Below are 17504 nucleotides of genomic sequence, written 5' to 3' on the forward strand. Positions count from 1 at the left end.
GGAAGTATCAAAATTAAAAATTGCGATACGGTACGCAAAAAATGGCCAAACTACTGATATGAGTATTACTAATTGATAAATAATATATTTGTGTCATATCGTGTAGCGGCTCACAGAATAATAATTTAAATAAATATTGTCAGATAACCAATAACTGTGATAACTCTGTAGGTATTCGTTCGACACTGACAGATGAACAACCTAATTATGAAAGCGATTGTCCAAGTGATTAACCTAGTCCTAATTAGCGTGGTGGTGATTATTATCCCACCGTGCGGGGCTGCACTTGGACGAATAAAGGCATAAAAATCAAGCCTTAATCTCAAGAGAACCCCCGCACCGAAAGGTCCGGGGGTTTTTTTATTGGTACGTTAAAGACGCGAGGAACATAAAATGCACAACAGAATAAAATCCTGTGCCTCCCGCGAAAGGTCGGGGAAATAACTATGAATGGTGCTCAGTGGGTGGTTCAAGCGTTGCGTGCGCAGGGTGTTGATACGGTATTCGGCTATCCGGGTGGAGCAATAATGCCTGTCTACGATGCTTTGTATGATGGTGGTGTCGAGCATTTGCTCTGCCGCCATGAGCAAGGTGCTGCGATTGCTGCCATTGGCTATGCCCGTGCAACCGGTAAAGTCGGGGTGTGTATTGCCACTTCTGGACCTGGAGCCACTAATCTGATCACCGGTTTGGCTGATGCATTGCTGGATTCAGTGCCGGTCATTGCTATCACCGGTCAGGTGGGGTCTGCTTTAATCGGTACTGATGCTTTTCAGGAGATTGACGTATTGGGTTTGTCACTTGCCTGTACCAAACACAGTTTTCTGGTTGAATCATTAGAGGCGTTGCCTGGTATCATGGCGGAGGCGTTTGCCATTGCTACCAGTGGCCGTCCTGGACCGGTTTTAATCGATATTCCGAAGGATATTCAGTTAGCTGTGGGTGATTTAACCCCGCACCTGATGCCAGTTGAAGAGCATCTTGTTGATTCTGCTGCCGAGTTACAACAAGCCTGGGATATGCTGGCAACCGCGCAAAAACCGATGTTGTATGTCGGTGGCGGGGTTGGCATGGCACAGGCCGTTCCTGCTTTACGTGCTTTTATCGAGGTAACGGGTATTCCTGCGGTTGCCACTCTGAAGGGTTTAGGCGCACCGGATACTAATCACCCGTGTTATCTGGGTATGCTGGGGATGCATGGCACTAAAGCCGCAAACTTTGCGGTGCAGGATTGCGATTTATTGATAGCAGTTGGCGCGCGGTTTGATGACCGAGTCACCGGCAAGCTGAATACATTCGCCGCAAAAGCAAAAGTTATCCATATGGATATCGACCCGGCTGAATTGGGTAAATTGCGTCAGGCGCATGTCGCGTTGCAGGGCGATTTGAAAGTATTGCTGCCCGCATTACAGCAACCGTTGGATATCCAGCCGTGGCGTGATGAGGTCATGGCATTGAAACACCAGCATAGCTGGCGCTACGATCACCCTGGCCAGGCAATTTATGCTCCGTTGTTACTGAAGCAGATATCTGAACGCAAAGCACCACAAGCGGTAGTGACTACCGATGTGGGCCAGCACCAGATGTGGACGGCGCAGCATATGAACTTTACCCGACCTGAGAATTTCATCACATCCAGCGGTTTGGGCACGATGGGTTTTGGTGTGCCGGCCGCGGTTGGCGCACAAATGGCCCGTCCTGATGACATGGTTATCTGTATCTCCGGTGACGGTTCGTTTATGATGAATGTTCAGGAGTTGGGCACGATAAAACGAAAACAGTTACCGCTGAAAATCGTATTATTAGATAACCAGCGATTGGGTATGGTTCGACAGTGGCAGCAACTGTTTTTTGATGGACGTTATAGCGAAACCAATCTTTCTGATAACCCCGATTTCATCACACTGGCCAGTGCGTTTAATATCCCCGGCCAACGTATCACCCGCAAAGACCAAGTCGACGCCGCTCTGGATGCGCTGTTTAACAGCGAAGGCCCTTATCTGCTCCAGGTTTCCATCGACGAACTCGAAAACGTTTGGCCGTTAGTGCCGCCAGGCGCAGGTAATGAAACCATGCTGGAGAAAATCTCATGATGCACCATCAATCCTCTATCCAACATCAAATCTCTATCCAAGCCCGCTTCCGCCCTGAAATGTTAGAGCGTGTATTGCGGGTTGTGCGGCACCGTGGCTTCCAGGTTTGTGCTATGAATATGTCGCCAATGATTAATGCTGAGAATATTAATATTGAATTGACCGTTGCCAGCGGGCGACCTGTCGATTTACTGTCTTCTCAGTTAAGTAAGCTTATGGATGTCGCCTGCGTCGAGATCCTACAACCTAATACATTACAGATACGCGCCTGATGCGCCACAAGGAAAGAAAAGAATGACGAAGAAAGCTGATTTTATTTGGTTTAACGGTGACATGGTTCCGTGGGCAGAGGCTAAAGTTCACGTGATGTCTCACGCGTTACACTACGGCACGTCAGTCTTCGAAGGTGTCCGTTGCTACGACTCCCACAAAGGGCCGGTAGTTTTCCGTCACCGCGAACATATGCAGCGTTTACATGACTCAGCTAAAATTTATCGTATGCCGGTTTCCCAGTCGGTTGATGAGCTGATGGAAGCCTGCCGTGCGACATTGCGTAAAAACAATCTGACCAGCGCGTATATCCGCCCGTTAGTGTTTATTGGTGATGTCGGTATGGGTGTGAACCCGCCAGATGGCTATAAAACAGATGTGATAATCGCCGCGTTCCCATGGGGTGCTTATCTGGGTGCGGAAGCGTTGGAGCAAGGCATTGATGCCATGGTGTCCTCATGGAACCGTGTGGCACCAAATACCATTCCAACTGCGGCAAAAGCCGGTGGTAACTACCTGTCCTCCTTGTTGGTGGGCAGCGAAGCACGCCGTCACGGCTATCAGGAAGGGATTGCGCTGGATATTCATGGCTTCTTGTCTGAAGGTGCGGGTGAAAACCTATTTGAAGTAAAAGATGGCATCCTGTTCACGCCGCCGTTTACCTCTTCAGCCCTGCCGGGTATCACCCGTGATGCGATTATCAAACTGGCGAAAGATATGGGTCTGGAAGTGCGTGAGCAAGTGTTGTCACGTGAATCTCTCTATTTGGCGGATGAAGTCTTTATGTCCGGTACTGCGGCAGAAATTACCCCGGTACGCAGCGTGGATGGTATTCAAGTCGGTATTGGTAAACGTGGCCCGGTTACCACCAAGATCCAACAAGCATTCTTTGGCCTGTTCACCGGTGAAACTGAAGATAAGTACGGTTGGCTGGATCCAATCAATCAATAATCAATAAAAACTGACAGACAGAATCAGCAGGTGGTTCGTTCGCCACCTGCAACACAGAATACATTGGAGTGAAGAGACAATGCCTAAGTACCGTTCCCATACCACCACTCATGGCCGCAATATGGCCGGCGCTCGTGCACTGTGGCGCGCTACCGGTATGACCGATGATGACTTCGGCAAACCGATTATTGCAGTGGTTAACTCATTTACCCAGTTTGTACCGGGCCACGTTCATTTGCGCGACTTAGGCAAGCTGGTAGCGGAGCAAATTGAAGCGTCTGGCGGCGTGGCTAAAGAGTTCAACACTATTGCGGTGGATGATGGGATCGCGATGGGCCACGGCGGCATGCTCTATTCACTGCCTTCACGTGAATTGATTGCCGACTCCGTAGAATACATGGTTAACGCTCATTGCGCGGACGCCATGGTGTGTATCTCTAACTGCGACAAAATTACCCCAGGGATGCTGATGGCGTCTCTGCGTTTGAATATTCCGGTGATCTTTGTGTCCGGCGGCCCGATGGAAGCGGGTAAAACCAAGCTGTCCGATAAAATCATCAAACTGGATCTGGTGGATGCCATGATCCAGGGCGCAAACCCGAATGTCAGTGATGCCGACAGTGAGCAGATTGAACGCTCTGCCTGCCCGACCTGTGGTTCCTGCTCGGGGATGTTTACTGCCAACTCGATGAACTGCTTAAATGAGGCGCTGGGTCTGGCGCTGCCGGGTAACGGTTCACTGTTGGCGACCCATGCTGACCGTAAACAACTGTTCCTCGATGCTGGTAAGCACATTGTTGAGCTGACTAAACGTTATTACGAACAGGATGATGTTAGTGCCTTGCCGCGCAGCATCGCGAACAAAGCCGCATTTGAAAACGCTATGACGCTGGATATCGCGATGGGCGGCTCGACCAACACCGTGCTGCACTTACTGGCCGCAGCACAGGAAGGGGAGGTTGATTTCGATATTAGTGATATCGACCGTTTATCTCGTCAGGTGCCTCATTTGTGTAAAGTCGCGCCGAGCACGCAGAAATACCATATGGAAGACGTGCACCGTGCAGGTGGGGTTATGGGTATTTTAGGCGAACTGGACAGGGCTGGCTTGCTTAACCGCGAGGTGCGTAATGTGTTGGGGCTGAATCTGACCGATACGCTGGAAACCTATGACGTGATGCTTACCGGTGACGAAGGGGTCAAGCAGATGTACGCCGCGGGCCCGGCGGGTATTCGTACCACTAAAGCCTTCTCGCAGGATTGCCGCTTCCCATCACTGGATACTGACCGCGAAGAGGGTTGTATCCGTACTCGCGAACATGCTTACAGCCAAGACGGCGGTTTAGCTGTGCTGTACGGCAATATCGCCGCGAACGGTTGTATTGTTAAAACCGCCGGTGTGGATAAAGAGAGCCTGACCTTCCGTGGCCCGGCAAAAGTGTATGAGAGTCAGGATGATGCGGTAGCAGCGATTCTCGGCGGTAAAGTTGTGGCGGGTGACGTGGTCGTTATCCGTTACGAAGGGCCAAAAGGTGGGCCGGGGATGCAGGAAATGCTCTATCCGACCACTTATTTGAAATCCATGGGATTAGGCAAGAGCTGTGCTTTGCTGACTGATGGCCGTTTCTCCGGCGGGACGTCTGGTTTGTCGATTGGTCATGTTTCACCAGAAGCGGCCAGTGGTGGCCTGATTGGTCTGGTGCAGGATGGCGATTTCATTGATATCGATATCCCGAACCGTGGCATTGTGTTGGATGTGAGCGAATCTGAGCTGACCGCTCGTCGTGAAACTGAAGAAGCCCGTGGCGATGCTGCCTGGTCGCCTAAAGCCCGCGAACGTCAGGTTTCTTATGCACTGCGCGCTTATGCTCTGCTGGCAACCAGCGCCGACAAAGGTGCTGTGCGCGACAAAAGTAAGCTGGGAGGCTAATACCCATGGCGGTATCACAACCCTTATCTGCTGCCCCTTGCGGGGCAGAATATCTGCGGGCGATATTGCGCGCGCCGGTGTATGAGGTGGCGCAAGTCACCCCGTTGCAAGTGATGGAAAAAATCTCTTCCCGCCTGGCTAATACTATTTTGGTTAAACGTGAAGATCGCCAGCCAGTGCACAGTTTTAAGCTGCGTGGTGCTTATGCGATGCTGGCGGGTCTGACAGAAGAGCAGAAAGCCTGTGGTGTGATAACCGCCTCTGCCGGTAATCATGCGCAAGGTGTCGCCCTCTCAGCCAGTAAGCTGGGTATCAAGGCACTTATCGTGATGCCGGTAGCAACCGCTGACATCAAAGTGGATGCCGTGCGCGGTTTTGGTGGTGAGGTGCTGCTGTTCGGTGCCAATTTCGATGAAGCCAAAGGCAAAGCTATCGAGTTATCCCAGCAGCAGGGTTATACCTTTGTGCCGCCGTTTGACCATCCGGCCGTTATCGCCGGGCAGGGGACGCTGGCGATGGAGTTACTCCAGCAAGACGCACACCTTGATCGGATTTTTGTCCCGGTCGGTGGCGGTGGGCTGGTGGCCGGTGTGGCGGTGCTTATCAAGCAACTGATGCCGCAGATTAAAGTGATCGGGGTTGAAGCGGAAGACTCAGCTTGTTTACGTGCCGCACTGGATGCGGGCAAGCCGGTTGACCTGGCCCGTGTTGGGTTATTTGCCGAGGGTGTCGCCGTTAAACGTATTGGCGATGAGCCATTCCGCCTGTGCCAAGAGTATTTGGACGAGGTGATAACCGTCGACAGTGATGCTATCTGTGCGGCAGTAAAAGATTTATTTGAAGATGTGCGTGCCATCGCCGAACCTTCTGGTGCTTTGGCGCTGGCGGGCCTGAAAAAGTATGTTCAGCAGCATAATATCAAAGGCGAACGTCTGGCCCATGTGCTGTCCGGTGCTAACGTGAACTTCCACGGTCTGCGCTATGTGTCAGAACGTTGTGAGCTGGGCGAGCAGCGTGAAGCTTTGCTGGCCGTAACTATCCCCGAGAAAAAAGGCAGTTTTCTCCGTTTCTGCGAGTTGCTGGGGGGGCGTTCGGTCACTGAATTCAACTACCGTTATGCGGATGCCGATAATGCCTGCATTTTCGTAGGGGTACGTTTGACGCGCGGCTATGCCGAGCGGGCAGAGATATTGGCTGAGCTACAGGCAAAAGATTATCAGGTGGTGGACCTATCTGACGACGAGATGGCCAAACTGCATGTGCGTTATATGGTGGGTGGTCGACCTTCCAAACCATTGCGTGAGCGGCTGTACAGCTTTGAATTCCCTGAATCACCGGGCGCATTGCTGAAGTTCTTGCATACATTAGGTACGCACTGGAATATCTCTTTGTTCCACTATCGTAGCCATGGCACTGATTTTGGTCGGGTATTGGCAGGGTTTGAGTTGTCAGATTCTGAGCCGCAATTTGAAGAGCACTTGGCCGCTTTGGGCTATGATTGCCATGATGAAACCAACAACCCGGCGTTTAAGTTCTTTTTGGCGGGTTAAGTTTTGGCTGGATGAAGTGGCGGTGAATACCTATCAACCACAATAAAACTCAGGGCTAATAAGCGCTGAGTTTTTTATTTCCACTTAGTTATATTTAATCTTCTTATATATTCTCAAAAATAAGCATTCCAAATGAAATTCAGTATTAGTGCAGCGTAATATCATCTGTGGATTTATTAATTGAGATGAATAATATCGCAGTTAATAACCATGTTGTTGAATGATTATTTTTCATGGTTTGAATAATATATGGAGTTTTTATATGAGTGAAACATTAGCCTTGATTAAAGCATCAATTAAATCATCGGCGCCTGACTACATACCCCCTACGCCGCTAAGTAACCGTTTGAATCCCCTGCAAAACTCAATTCGGTCTTATTCAATGCGTGATGGGACGACAACAATTGAAACAACGCGTCGCAAAGGGGAGATCGTTAGGCAAATTGTAACAAGAGAACGCATCGATGCTGCAAGCAATAAAACGGTTAAAGTGAAAACCTTTGATGCAGCTACCAATACGATAAATCAGGCTATCGAGCACTTTGATTCTAACAATAATATGACTAAGAGGGTCGTTGAAAGTTTTAGTTATGACCCAGTTAAAAAGGCAGTACAATTGAGCGAAACAGTGGTAGTAAAACAAAGTTTCGATGCTAAAAATAATATAACGCACCGCGCTGAACAGAAAACTAATGCTGCTGGTGAAATCACTTATAACCTGGTTGATACCTATCCCAACGTAAACATTACCAACAACTTGCAAAGCGACACCTGCCAACTGACCGATTCGATAAACAGTTTCCCAACTAGAGAGAAAGTATCTATTTCTGTGGCAGCGGCCAGTAGCGGACCTATAAGCCTGGGGGCAAGGAGTCTTGTTCCTGCCATGAATTACGCTTCACGATTGTAAACTACAGCAGCCCCCAAAATGCTTCGATCAACGGCTCATTGAGCCGTTTTTTGGGCACACACACACCCAGCTCAAATGGCTCGACCAACGAGATATCATCCAGCAAGGAAATACGGTTGCGCACCGGTTCCGGGCTGTTATCCACCACCACTGATGGGATCAGTGCCACACCGCAGCCCAATGCTACCATTGATACAATTGCTTCATGGCCGGAAACCGTAGCATAAATCAATGGGTTACTGATGCGCTGGCGGCGGAACCACAAATCAATGCGTTTTCGTGATGGGCCATGCTCAGGCAAAATAAAGGGGACCGTGGCCCAATCGGGCTGTTCCACCGAGACCTGTGAACGCACTGCGCAAGGCAGGGCTGGCGCAATCAAAACCAGCGGAATCTCGCCAATCTGGGTAAAGGCGATGCTGGTGGGGAGCACTTCAGGGCGACCAGCAATACCGAGATCAGCCTCATTCGATTGCACTTTATCTACCGCATCGGCGGCATCACCGGTAGTGAGTTTGATTTCAACCAACGGATGACGTGCGCGAAAACGATCGAGAATGGGGGGTAAATGGCTATAGGCGGCGGTGACTGAACAAAATAGCCGCAGTTCGCCACTGAGTGATGGCCCGTGCTGACCCAAGGCATGGCGCAGCTGCTGGTACTGTAGCAATGTCTGTTGAGCAAAAGCCTTGAGCTGTGTACCGGCATCGGTCAGTTGCACCGTGCGGTTGTCTCGTAAAAACAGGGGCTGTCCGAGCGTCTCCTCCAGCCGCTGAATCTGGCGCGATAGGGTGGATGGACTGACGTGTGTCGCTTTAGCCGTGCGGCCAAAGTGGCGGCTTTCAGCCAAATGCAGAAACAATTTCAGGTCACGTAAATCCATAACAGACAGCCTCTTAGGTGAGAAGAGCTATTGTATTGCATAAGAAATAAACTGTATTGCAGAATTTGCAACGTCACATTGTTAATATATCAATTTCAGCAATGTGTTTCCTGTCATATAGTGAATCCAAGATAATCCCCGGACCAGACAGGGGATGTGAAAAACAGCAACACACAACATTAGCTACACAAACACAATATTCGTTTGCAGTAACCAAAATAAATAGCTGCACCCACAAAACAGAACCCGAACGGAGTAATACCATGGCTAACTATTTCAACACATTGAACCTGCGTCAGCAGTTGGCGCAATTAGGTAAGTGTCGCTTTATGGCACGTGACGAATTTGCCGATGAAGCAAGCTACCTGAACGGTAAAAAAGTGGTGATCGTCGGTTGTGGCGCACAAGGTCTGAACCAAGGCTTGAACATGCGTGACTCTGGTCTGGACGTGGCTTACGCTCTGCGCAAAGAAGCGATTGCCGAGAAGCGTGCTTCATGGCGTAAAGCGACTGAAAATGGCTTCAAAGTAGGCACTTACGAAGAGTTGATCCCACAGGCTGATTTGGTGGTTAACCTGACACCAGACAAACAGCACACCGCAGTGGTTCAGGCAGTTCAGCCACTGATGAAAGATGGTGCAGCACTGGGTTATTCTCATGGCTTCAATATCGTTGAAGTGGGTGAGCAAGTTCGTAAAGACATCACCGTTGTGATGGTAGCGCCGAAATGCCCTGGCACTGAGGTTCGTGAAGAATACAAACGTGGTTTTGGTGTGCCGACGCTGATCGCGGTTCACCCGGAAAACGATCCTAAAGGCGAAGGCATGGCGATTGCCAAGGCTTGGGCGGCAGCAACCGGTGGCCATCGCGCGGGTGTGTTGGAGTCCTCTTTCGTTGCGGAAGTAAAATCTGATCTGATGGGTGAGCAGACTATCCTGTGTGGTATGTTGCAGGCCGGTTCATTGCTGTGTTTCGATAAGCTGGTTTCTGAAGGTACTGACGCGGCTTATGCTGAGAAACTGATTCAGTTCGGTTGGGAAACCATTACCGAAGCGCTGAAACAAGGCGGGATTACGCTGATGATGGACCGTCTGTCCAATCCGGCTAAACTGCGGGCTTATGCGCTGTCTGAACAGTTGAAAGAAATCATGGCTCCGTTGTTCCAAAAGCATATGGATGACATCATCTCCGGTGCTTTCTCCAGCGGTATGATGGCTGATTGGGCGCAAGACGATGTTAAATTGCTGGGCTGGCGTGAAGAGACCGGCAGAACAGCATTCGAGAATGCGCCACAGTTTGAAGGCAAAATCTCTGAGCAAGAATATTTCGACCACGGCGTATTGATGATTGCCATGGTGAAAGCCGGTGTTGAGTTGGCATTCGAAACTATGGTTGACTCCGGTATCATCGAAGAGTCTGCATATTATGAATCACTGCATGAGCTGCCATTGATCGCCAACACCATTGCCCGTAAGCGCTTGTATGAAATGAACGTGGTTATTTCTGATACGGCTGAATACGGTAACTATCTGTTCGCGAACGCGGCGGTTCCGTTGCTGAAAGGCAAATTCATGGATTCACTGCAAGCAGGGGATTTGGGTAAGAGCGTTGCCGGTACTGCGGTTGATAACGCGCAACTGCGTGATGTGAATGAAGCCATTCGTAACCACCCAATTGAAGCCGTAGGTCACAAACTGCGTGGCTATATGACCGATATGAAGCGTATTGCAGTTGCGGGCTAAGTCCCTTTTGTCTTTGACGCCGTCAGGTTTTTAGCGGCGTTTAACTCTGCGTGAAACAGGCCGCTGCCATTAAATAATGGTAGCGGCTTTTTTTTATCTCAAATTTAAGCCATATCTTACAGGCGAAAATTTATTAAATTAATGCTATCCCGGCCCGAAAAAAATCCAGTAAGGTGTTAATCGTGGTTTAACACATCGCAGACAAACTCAGTATTAAACGCTATTAATCATAATATTCTTATGAAGGTAATAACGCACCTCGCTAATTAGCGGGGTGTTTTTATTTGTGGGTCTGGCAAAGCTAAAGAATAAAACTCATGACATTTAAATAATGTTAAGGAGGTGAAAAAGATAAATAGGTTTAGCAGTCAATATTCTCGTTAATTATAAAAACTTAAATAAGGAAATAAAGTATGGGAAAAGGACACAGTAATGTAATGGGTCAGGGCCGCCGTGGCTCAACTGATGGCGTCAAGGGCGTGCCGAGAGGGCTTAGTGCTGGAAATCCTAATAAAGGTAGAGGGTGGGGAGTATCGCAAACCCCCTATGGGGCTATTCGCAATTATAATCCAAGCAAGTTCGGTAGCCGTTCTGGCGGTAATCGAGGTGGCAATAACCGTTCACGTCATCGCGGCAATCCTCCAAGTCCCCCTAATCTGGCACAAAGGCCAGAGCTACAAGTAGCAATAGTCCCCGGTGTTGCCGTTCCCCTATCACTGGTTGCTGGTGAATGGGGGTTTACGCTGCTTAAACCAAAGGTAGTTGCTGCGGCACTTGATCTGGCTCTTACGCGGATGGCGATGTTTGCTGTGGACGCGGCGCCTTATATCGGGCGGTTCGCCGGGGTTGTTGGCATGTTGCTGGCACCCTCTGAAATCGCGAAAGATGATATGTCAGTGACCCGGCGCACGGTCGTCACCCTGCCTGCCGAGCGCATCATCAGCGTGCCATTGGCACAATTACCCACACAATCAGCAGTAGTGGCTAATGTCCGGCTGCATGATGTGGTACAGGATGGTGTGCAGAAAATCGCGATAGTGAAATCCAAACATGTGCCGATTACGGTGCCAGTAGTACAGGCTAAACCCACTGATCGGACAGGGGTATTTACCGCTCAGATCCTCAATGGGATGCCACCTATCCACATCCATATTGATACGAGTTCTTCCCCTCCCACGGCAACGCAACCAAGCGGTGTCAGTGAGGTGAGGGATAGCCCTGTAACACCGGTATTTTCTCCACTGGGAAGTAACAGCCATGACGCGATTGTCTACTTCCCCGCAGAAGCGAACACTGACCCTGTCTATATTTCAGTCACGACAGTGCTAATACCAGAGCAGATTAAACAGGTGGAGGAGGAAAATCGGCAAAAACAAGCACAATGGGATGCGAAGTATCCACAAGTGCAACAGGCTCTATTTGAAAAACAACGTGCCATTCAGACTGTGGCTGAAAAAGAGGCAATATTGCATGCAGTCAAGGAGACGGCTGAGGGTAAATCATTCTTAAACCCGGAAAAATTTCCGATGGAGGAATACCTTATAGCTTGGTTTGAATACTCAAAAACAACCATTAAGATGGATATATCGATTAATTCAGCGGTTGCGCGAGACTATTTTTTACAAAAGGGGCCGATGGTCATGTACCCTCTTTTGTATACCTTTCAGTCAGAAAGTCAGGGTGAGCAACATGCCCGTGATACAAATATTGCGACATTAGAACGGATATATCGGCGTTTAACGACGGCGCGAGACAATATAAATCAGGCCCAGCATGAGTTAAATACGGCCAAGAATGAAGTCAACAATGCTGATCAGCATATACAGGTAGTCAGGGCGCAACTGGTTGAGGCCGAAGCCCGGTGGATTGTAGAAGCACCCGCCAGACAGCGTGTTGAACGTGAGCGACTGGCGGCAGCCTACCTCGCCAGACAGCAGGCTGTCACTCCCCAAAATACCTTCTCCTTATCTGCTCATCCGCCAGGGGGCGCACATTCTCCCAGTTTTGCCGCAGGCGGTGCGGGTGCTATAACATTAAGTCCTCAGGTTGCTAATCATTTAGGTACCTCATTACGGCAGGTATCGGAGCGATTTCGCAGCATAGACACAAGTTCGTTGGCCGATCCAATGGCTGTCATTATTGGTACGGGCTTCTATTCGGATAATGATAGGGAAGGAGCGAATCAGCCGCCATTAGTCGGTAGTTTCTCTCTCAGGGACATAGGATTATCCCTTGGCGCGCCGTTACTACATCAAGGTGACGTAGATTCTCCGGTCCGAATTTTGATGGCCCAAAAGGATGATTGGACCGGTGTTTATGCGGTAAAAACCCAAGCTGCAAATGTTGCTGCTAAGGTGAAGGTCGGGCAAGCACAGCTTGATAGGTCAAATGGTGTTTATACATTTACCACCGACAGCCAGCCGCCACGCACCTTTACTTTTACTCCAGTACAACCGCCCAGCATGGATATCAGCTCGGTATTACCACAACCTGCCAGTGCGCCGGTTGTTCCGTCGCATACTGGGGCTGATATCACTTTTCTGGCGACAAAGCGAGCACTGACGTTCCTTGCACATGAGGAGATTGATTTCCACGATTACGTCATTTGGTTCCCAGCAGAGTCGGGGCTGGAACCGGTGTATATTTATCTTAAAACGCCACGGGATGAGCCGGGTGAAGTAACCGGTCGTGGGCAGCAAGTTGCAGGCGTTTGGTTGGCAGAGGCGGGTAAGGGGCTGGGAGCACCCATCCCAGTACAGATTGCCGATAAATTACGTGGCAGGAAGTTCAGTAGTTTTGATAGATTTAGGGCAGCGTTTTGGCAGGAGGTTGCGAATGATCCTGAGCTATCTGGGCAGTTTAATAAAACTAACTACGTCGAAATGCTAAATCAACGAGCCCCATACCCACCTTCCATAGAGCAAATTGGTGATAGGAAAAAATATGAAATTCATCATGTTAAGTTTATAAATAACGGAGGAGAGGTTTACAATATTGAAAACCTAAGAATCATGACAGGCGTTGTTGAATAAATCGAACTTTTGGCCGTAGTTAGGATCAGATCACCACACTCCTGATCCTGCAGCGATATCACGTGGCAAAACAAAAGTTCAAAATCACCAACTGGGCCACCTACAACAAGGCGCTTGTCAATCGGGGCTCACTGACATTCTGGCTTGATGAGTCGGCCATTCAGGCATGGTATGACGAGCCCAACACGTCTTTACGCGGTCGTCCGCAACGTTATTCTGAGCTGGCCATTTCAACCGTTCTGATGCTCAAACGCGTTTTTCGCCTCACACTTCGCGCTGCGCAGGGATTCATTGACTCCATCTTTACCCTAATGAAGCTCCCGCTCCGTTGCCCGGATTATTCCTGCGTCAGCAGGCGGGCTAAATCCGTCAGCATCCCTTTCAAAAACCCAACACGCGGTGAAATTGCCCATCTGGTTATCGATTCCACCGGCTTAAAAGTCTTCGGTGAGGGTGAGTGGAAGGTGAAAAAACACGGCCAGGAAAAGCGCCGCGTCTGGCGGAAACTGCACCTGGCGGTGGATGCTGATACGCATGAGATTATCTGCGCTGACCTGTCCCTAAACAACGTGACTGATGCAGAGGCATTCCCGGGGCTTATCCGTCAGACGCACAGGAAAATCAGGGCCGCCTGTGCCGACGGGGCTTATGACACAAAGCGGTGCCACGACGAGTTGCGGCGCAAGAAAATTAAGGCGCTTATCCCGCCGCGAACGCGCGCCGGCTACTGGCCGGTGGAGTATGCCGACAGAAATCAGGCGGTGGCGAGGCAACGGCTTACTGGGAGCAATGCGTACTGGAAATGGCACACGGCTTATAACCGGCGTTCAGTGGCCGAAACGGCGATGTACCGCGTAAAACAGCTGTTTGGTGGGCATCTTACGTTGAGGGATTACGATGCGCAGGTTGGAGAAACTATGGCCATGATCCGTGCCTTAAACAAAATGACGCGTGCAGGGATGCCAGAAAGTGTGCGGATTGCCTGAGGAAGTCAGTGACGAGAGGCGCTTTTATCTAAATCCGAATTATTCAACAAAGCCCCAACAAAGCCGTAATCAGAGGTGTTGTTTTGCTGAGACTGCGTCTCACTGCGATAAAAGTTGGAACTGTAGTTAATGAATGCGAGCTTTTCGCCTTCCTGCCATTCACTTTGCTCGATATAACCTCTGGGCCGGTTTTGCAACAAAGCTTGTGGGATCGACAATTCTAGACGAAGTTTGGCTTGGTCAAAGTGAAAAGAGGCACCTTTTACCCGCTCAGCCAGCGGCTTGCATTGTTCTGTAGACGAAGCCGCAGTATCCGAGGGGGCGGATTCTGTTTTGAGCGTATTAGGTTCTTTGGTTGCAGTACTGTCTTTGCCAGTAAGAACAACGCCAGCCGCAGTTAAGAATTCATCACTCAGGCAGGGGTAAACCTCTGATGAGTCAGCGTTCTTAATAAATTCAATGGTAGTGCGTTTAAACGGTTTGTTATTAACCAAGACATCGACAGCATCGTAATTTCCGGCTGTGGCAGAATTCTCTTTATTGAGTTGATTCAAACCTGAAGCAAAATTGGTCCCTAAAAACAGAGATTCATCGAACTCGAGGTTTTGTGGCTCATCCTGAGCCAAAGCCGTATCAACATGTAAGATTAAAGCAATACATAGTGTTAATGCTTTCTTGCGTCCAAAGAATTTTCTCTTCACAGAAGCGCGTGCAAGCCTCATAAATCTTCCTTTACCGGCTAAATACGATAACTTCCGGTATCTTGCCCGCCGAAATCATTCACTATCAGGAAATTAACAATAGCATTAGAAGGTACAGATGAATTTGGGATAACCCATTCTGCTTGAGACATCGGTGAAATCATCTCGGATTTCATTTTAAGTTTTTTACCACTGCCAACAACTTCACCACTGGCAATGGTGGCATAGAATCCTGTTGGGTTTTTCCCTGTTACAACAACATCTTTACCACGTTGGCGCACACTGAAAGTCAGTGCGCTGGAGACCTGATCAACACGGCCAGTAATACTTTCAGGTCGATAAAATACTTTAATGCGGTTACGCATCAACACTAACATTTTATTACTTTTTTCTGCTTTGTTGACGGGAGGCACCTGTAAAAAATTAAGATAGAACACGGATTCTCTATCTGTTGGCAGGCCGCTACCGGTATATTTCAGCCGCAATGTTTGTCCCGCATTGGCTTCCATGCGAAAGAACGGTGGTGTGACGATAAAGGGTGCTTTGCCTGTTTCTGGTGTTGATTGGGCATCACCACTGTCTAGCCAGACCTGAACCGCATTGGGGAAGTTGTCTTTATTTGTTAATTGTACGCTGTGCTCTTTTTCGCCCGCCGAATATATAATTCGGCTACCCGTCATGATGACGCTGGCTTTAGCAGAAGAGATGCCCATAAGAATTAATAACGCGATGAACAGATAACGATAACTGTAGCTATGTATGTTAACCATCATGGGGATACCCTCTGAATGAAACTGGCCGAATAGCTATTTTGTTGGTGCTTGAAGCTGCTGAATACACATCGGGGAACTTTACCCGAATCACTATTGTGAAGATTATCGGGATTAATGAGCCTCATTGAGGCTCACCCTGCGGGCTAGCATAAATGCTATTCAAAAAGGTCTATGACCGATTTGTCATTTACTTTGCCTGATTGCAGCGCCAATTAGTTAAAGTATATCCTATTCGGCAAAGCAGGTATTACAGGTAAGAAACTGCATATTGTACTGATGCGATCACAGAACCAGCGCCTGCTTGTCCAGTTGCAAAATATTGAACTGCAAAATCATGCTCTGCTGCTGTATCACCAGCCTTTAACACTATACCATCTTGCGCCAAACCACTATTCAGATCGATACCCGAAGTCGTTGTTGTGTCTTTCAGCAATTGAAGCTCAACGTTTGCTGCTGTGCCGGTATTTTTTAAGTTACCGGAAGCTGTGACTTGGTTAGCGACGAAAACAGTTTTGACATCAATATCATCAGGGCCAACTGCACAACCAGATACACCCAGGGTAAAGGCCGTTTTACCTGCTGTTTTCCCTGAAGCATCCAAATCGCTGCTGGATACAGTTGGCAGCAATACCATTGGGTTGGCATCAACACCGTTGACGGTAACAGAACAGGTTTGTGCTGTGACTTCACCTTGGAAAGTAATTGTATTATTACTTGCTGCCATTGCAATAGTTGTAGATGCTGAGAATAACACCATAGCCAAAGTTAACTTGTTCATTTAAAACTCCAATATAATAATTAAATGTGGGTGAGCATTCATTCGAATTTAAATATGAATGAATACTTAACTTAATAGATATGAAGTGGGTTAATGACTATATGTGCGAATGTTATTCGATTATACTTGTCAGCTTTCCACATTCTTTTCGTTTAAGTAAATCGGTGGTAATTATTCCGCCACGTCTGTTACTTGATGAGGGAGATAATATAGAAAGCTGTCTTAACTTCACATCAGATAAACGAACCAATCTATGTGGGAATATTCCTACAAAAACTGTGTGTCTATAAATTATATCTCAACTTATTGTATTTAAATGGTTTTTTTATTTAAAATAAAACAACTAATGGGATCTTTCTTGTTGTTTTTGTTAAAAAATCTTGGTTTTGCTGTTTTCTAGCACCTAAAAATAGCTTTTCAATATAATTTTACTGGTTATTTTGTAAAGTTTAGTGGAGTATTTGTATAGAAAGTATAGATAAAATCATGAGGGATATAATATCCATAATATTATTTATTAAAAATAACCTTATAGCATGAGGATTACGTCAGATGAGAGCCACTGGACTAAAACTGAGTTATTGCGCCGCCAGAAAGGTGGCGCATCACTAACTTAGTTACGATATAACACTTTAATAATGTGATATCCAAACTGGGTCTTAACCGGTCCATAAGGTTGCAGCAGTTCGCAGCTAAATACCGCTTTATCGAAAGCTGGGACCATATCCCCTTTATTGAACTCGCCCAAATCGCCGCCATTACGTTTTGACGGGCAGTTAGAGAATTTTTTCGCTAACTCTTGGAAATTTGCACCGTTATTCAATTGCGCCAGAATATCGTTTGCCTGCTTTTCATCATCAACCAAAATGTGCAGTGCAGAAGCTTTGTTTGCCATAGTAACAATC

General features: G+C 48.2%; 14 protein-coding genes and 1 pseudogene. 10 read left to right on the plus strand and 5 right to left on the minus strand.

The genetic code is table 11. The features are described 5' to 3' along the window. Positions 1 to 207 precede the first annotated feature (207 nt). The 7 genes from ilvL (at position 208) to V2A84_RS20045 (ending at position 7704) form a co-directional block, all read left to right on the plus strand. A complete protein-coding gene (ilvL, locus tag V2A84_RS20015) occupies positions 208 to 306 on the plus strand; it encodes an ilv operon leader peptide (RefSeq protein WP_071817873.1) in 99 nt (32 codons plus the stop codon). 140 nt (positions 307 to 446) lie between these two features. Then, positions 447 to 2093, plus strand: coding sequence for an acetolactate synthase 2 catalytic subunit (gene ilvG, locus V2A84_RS20020; protein ID WP_083161836.1), 1647 nt, complete (start codon positions 447 to 449; stop codon positions 2091 to 2093). Continuing rightward, positions 2093 to 2365, plus strand: a complete 273-nt coding sequence (gene ilvM, locus V2A84_RS20025; protein ID WP_372560674.1) for an acetolactate synthase 2 small subunit — start codon at positions 2093 to 2095, stop codon at positions 2363 to 2365. Before ilvG ends, ilvM begins: the two co-directional genes overlap by 1 nt. A gap of 22 nt (positions 2366 to 2387) precedes the next feature. Continuing rightward, complete coding sequence (locus V2A84_RS20030; protein ID WP_083161838.1) at positions 2388 to 3314, plus strand: branched-chain amino acid transaminase; 927 nt, start codon at positions 2388 to 2390, stop codon at positions 3312 to 3314. Positions 3315 to 3393: 79 nt separating this feature from the next. Continuing rightward, entirely contained in the window at positions 3394 to 5244 is a 1851-nt protein-coding gene (gene ilvD / locus V2A84_RS20035; RefSeq protein ID WP_083161840.1) for a dihydroxy-acid dehydratase, read from the plus strand. A gap of 5 nt (positions 5245 to 5249) precedes the next feature. Further along, a complete protein-coding gene (gene ilvA, locus V2A84_RS20040; RefSeq protein ID WP_083161842.1) occupies positions 5250 to 6794 on the plus strand; it encodes a threonine ammonia-lyase, biosynthetic in 1545 nt (514 codons plus the stop codon). 262 nt (positions 6795 to 7056) lie between these two features. Then, a complete protein-coding gene (locus tag V2A84_RS20045; protein WP_442848258.1) occupies positions 7057 to 7704 on the plus strand; it encodes a hypothetical protein in 648 nt (215 codons plus the stop codon). A gap of 1 nt (position 7705) precedes the next feature. On the opposite strand, the gene ilvY is transcribed toward V2A84_RS20045, so the two are convergent. Then, positions 7706 to 8587 (minus strand): HTH-type transcriptional activator IlvY, encoded by an 882-nt coding sequence (ilvY, locus tag V2A84_RS20050; protein WP_005190304.1) that lies wholly within the window; start codon positions 8585 to 8587, stop codon positions 7706 to 7708. Positions 8588 to 8850: 263 nt separating this feature from the next. On the opposite strand from ilvY, the gene ilvC reads away from it, so the two are divergent. The 3 genes from ilvC to V2A84_RS20065 all read left to right on the plus strand — a co-directional run bounded on the left by ilvC (position 8851) and on the right by V2A84_RS20065 (position 14347). Next, positions 8851 to 10329 carry a ketol-acid reductoisomerase gene (ilvC, locus tag V2A84_RS20055; protein WP_083161846.1) on the plus strand — a complete coding sequence of 493 codons (1479 nt, stop codon included), beginning with the start codon at positions 8851 to 8853 and terminating at the stop codon, positions 10327 to 10329. 413 nt (positions 10330 to 10742) lie between these two features. After that, the gene (locus V2A84_RS20060; RefSeq protein WP_442849030.1) at positions 10743 to 13361 is read left to right on the plus strand and encodes a colicin-like bacteriocin tRNase domain-containing protein; all 2619 of its coding nucleotides are present in this window, start codon (positions 10743 to 10745) and stop codon (positions 13359 to 13361) included. Positions 13362 to 13423: 62 nt separating this feature from the next. Further along, complete coding sequence (locus tag V2A84_RS20065) at positions 13424 to 14347, plus strand: IS5 family transposase (RefSeq protein WP_226717630.1); 924 nt, start codon at positions 13424 to 13426, stop codon at positions 14345 to 14347. 53 nt (positions 14348 to 14400) lie between these two features. On the opposite strand, the pseudogene V2A84_RS20070 reads toward V2A84_RS20065, so the two are convergent. The 4 genes and pseudogenes from V2A84_RS20070 to ppiC form a co-directional block, all read right to left on the minus strand. Continuing rightward, positions 14401 to 15069, minus strand: a pseudogene (locus V2A84_RS20070) (FimD/PapC N-terminal domain-containing protein); the annotation flags it as partial. Between the two features lie 17 nt (positions 15070 to 15086). Beyond that, complete coding sequence (locus V2A84_RS20075) at positions 15087 to 15818, minus strand: fimbrial biogenesis chaperone (RefSeq protein WP_193784857.1); 732 nt, start codon at positions 15816 to 15818, stop codon at positions 15087 to 15089. A 250-nt stretch (positions 15819 to 16068) separates the two neighbouring features. Beyond that, complete coding sequence (locus V2A84_RS20080) at positions 16069 to 16599, minus strand: fimbrial protein (RefSeq protein WP_083161864.1); 531 nt, start codon at positions 16597 to 16599, stop codon at positions 16069 to 16071. Positions 16600 to 17212: 613 nt separating this feature from the next. Continuing rightward, the gene (gene ppiC, locus V2A84_RS20085) at positions 17213 to 17494 is read right to left on the minus strand and encodes a peptidylprolyl isomerase PpiC (RefSeq protein ID WP_004704164.1); all 282 of its coding nucleotides are present in this window, start codon (positions 17492 to 17494) and stop codon (positions 17213 to 17215) included. Between the last annotated feature and the right edge of the window lie 10 nt (positions 17495 to 17504).

It is taken from the genome of Yersinia sp. 2553 StPb PI, assembly GCF_052217105.1.
Taxonomy (GTDB): domain Bacteria; phylum Pseudomonadota; class Gammaproteobacteria; order Enterobacterales; family Enterobacteriaceae; genus Yersinia; species Yersinia enterocolitica_E.

Bases quoted from the DNA above. Each gene is read 5' to 3' on its own strand.
- ilvL (WP_071817873.1), top strand. From the start codon at position 208: ATGAAAGCGATTGTCCAAGTGATTAACCTAGTCCTAATTAGCGTGGTG.
- ilvG (WP_083161836.1), top strand. From the start codon at position 447: ATGAATGGTGCTCAGTGGGTGGTTCAAGCGTTGCGTGCGCAGGGTGTT.
- ilvM (WP_372560674.1), top strand. From the start codon at position 2,093: ATGCACCATCAATCCTCTATCCAACATCAAATCTCTATCCAAGCCCGC.
- V2A84_RS20030 (WP_083161838.1), top strand. From the start codon at position 2,388: ATGACGAAGAAAGCTGATTTTATTTGGTTTAACGGTGACATGGTTCCG.
- ilvD (WP_083161840.1), top strand. From the start codon at position 3,394: ATGCCTAAGTACCGTTCCCATACCACCACTCATGGCCGCAATATGGCC.
- ilvA (WP_083161842.1), top strand. From the start codon at position 5,250: ATGGCGGTATCACAACCCTTATCTGCTGCCCCTTGCGGGGCAGAATAT.
- V2A84_RS20045 (WP_442848258.1), top strand. From the start codon at position 7,057: ATGAGTGAAACATTAGCCTTGATTAAAGCATCAATTAAATCATCGGCG.
- ilvY (WP_005190304.1), bottom strand. From the start codon at position 8,587: ATGGATTTACGTGACCTGAAATTGTTTCTGCATTTGGCTGAAAGCCGC.
- ilvC (WP_083161846.1), top strand. From the start codon at position 8,851: ATGGCTAACTATTTCAACACATTGAACCTGCGTCAGCAGTTGGCGCAA.
- V2A84_RS20060 (WP_442849030.1), top strand. From the start codon at position 10,743: ATGGGAAAAGGACACAGTAATGTAATGGGTCAGGGCCGCCGTGGCTCA.
- V2A84_RS20075 (WP_193784857.1), bottom strand. From the start codon at position 15,818: ATGGTTAACATACATAGCTACAGTTATCGTTATCTGTTCATCGCGTTA.
- V2A84_RS20080 (WP_083161864.1), bottom strand. From the start codon at position 16,599: ATGAACAAGTTAACTTTGGCTATGGTGTTATTCTCAGCATCTACAACT.
- ppiC (WP_004704164.1), bottom strand. From the start codon at position 17,494: ATGGCAAACAAAGCTTCTGCACTGCACATTTTGGTTGATGATGAAAAG.